At 63.2% G+C, this 1,838-nt stretch carries 1 protein-coding gene and 1 pseudogene; both read left to right on the plus strand.

From position 1 onward, the window contains the following. Window positions 1–878, plus strand: an 878-nt coding sequence (locus tag CVA01_RS14670) for an AbfB domain-containing protein (protein WP_141331813.1), incomplete at its 5' end; no start/stop codon positions are given. 194 nt (window positions 879–1,072) lie between these two features. After that, a pseudogene (locus tag CVA01_RS14675) lies at window positions 1,073–1,838 on the plus strand (ALF repeat-containing protein); the annotation flags it as partial.

The following is a 1,838-nucleotide window of genomic DNA, read 5'->3' on the forward strand; positions in this document are numbered from 1 at the left end:
GACTATCCGCATTCACCGGGGTTCAGGCGCCCGCCGCTTCCGCCGAGATCCCCATCACCGCCGGCGACGGCGGCATCGTCGAACAGACATGTGGGACCACGCCAGTGCAGATCCGCGTCGACTCTGCCAACGCCACCGGCGGTAAGGTCTGCTTCGGTCTGGTCAAAGACTCCGGTTGGGTCGCGGTGAACATCACCGGCTCATACGGGGTAGTCAACAACCTCACCGTGCCTGTCACCGTCGCCTTCAAACTCCCCAATGGTGCTGTGTACTGGTCAACGACCGTTACCCCCGGGGAGGTGAAGACCGTCGACGTCAACCGTTCCGGTTCCACTGTGGTAGAGCTGCAGGTTTCTCCCGTGACCTCCCCGACCGGACCGTCTACCGGGCAGCTGACCCCGGGTACTGAGCAGCCCACGGTCGTCAGCCTGCGCAACGCTGCCTCAACGACCACCCCGCGTGTCCTTCGAGTGTCCTGGTCTGGCGTGGTCAGCGACGTCATCAACCGCAACAGTGGCTTCACCGATCGACTTGACGCCTCCTTCATCGTCACACCCGGGCTTTCCAACACCGAGTGCGTGTCACTGGAATCCGCCGCGTACCCCGGGGTGTTCCTGCAGACCACCGATGGTACGACACCGACAGTCACGGTCTCCTCAACCCCCGACGCGACCGCAGCGACCTGGTGTGCCACCGCTGTGAGCTCACCGGCAACCTCAGTGCGGTTGATCTCTGCCGCCGACCAACGCTACGCCTTGTCAACCACCACCGCCGGGGCGGTGTCAGTGACAACCACCAGGGCCGCAGACTCAGCCTGGTTTGTCGACCAGGGATTGGCCTACCCCGGTACTACCACCGGAACCACCACCGGCAAGTGAGAGGCAACCACTACACCGTGAGCACTTACCCCGGGTCGGCCGCGCACCGCCGCACCCCACACACTCCTCGACACCCTCAGCGGCATTGTTCAGGCTCACCCCGCTCAACAGGGATCTGGGGACTCGCATTGCACCGTCTACTCGGTGACCGACTCTCCACCGCCGTATTGGCCCGACTGACTGTGGTGTTCACCATGGTCATCACTATTGCCTTGCTGGTGACCACCGCGCTGTCTGCCGGAATAGCCTCGGCACAAACCCAGGACGGGACTACCGGTGACGGATCTGGTGATGGGCCCGGCGTGGACATCACCAGTCCCGCCGATGCCAGGGATTTCGCTGTGGACATGCTCGACTCGGCGTTTCCGGCCTCTGCTGAGGCGGCCGCCGCAGCGTTGAGCGGTTCCCCCGAGGACTTCAATACCTACGTTGAGTCCGGACGGGTGCTGGCACAGAACCAGGATCTGCGGTCGATCCTGGCGACGATCTCCGCGATCAGTGGACCGAAGGTCCAGGACAGAGTCACAGAACTGTTGTCAGCCAATGACGGTGCTGGCGATACGGAGGCGATTGCTGAGTTCATTGACTCCGGATGGGCTGAACTGCAGGCTGAGGATGACCGGGCGACGGCGTGGGAAGCCGCGGGGTCCCGTGACGGATCTAGTGTGAAATCCGCTGCCGACACCGCACTGCGCACAGACACTCCCGAGGCGTTGGCTGATTTCGCAGCCACGGGACTTGATAACGCCCGAGCTGCTGATGCCCGTCGAGAAGTCTATGAGCTGACCCGCTCAGAGCTGCCCAGCGTTGCCGCCGGCGCAGCTGAGGCTATTCAAACCGACACCGACACCGCCATCGACGGTTTCCTGCGCTACGGCCAGTATGTCGCTGCTGCCCAGGACACAGAGAAGATGACCATCAGTCAACTGGTGGACATGTCGATCACCCAGGCGGGTAAAG

The organism is Corynebacterium variabile (genome assembly GCF_006539825.1).
GTDB classification, from domain to species: Bacteria; Actinomycetota; Actinomycetes; order Mycobacteriales; family Mycobacteriaceae; genus Corynebacterium; species Corynebacterium variabile.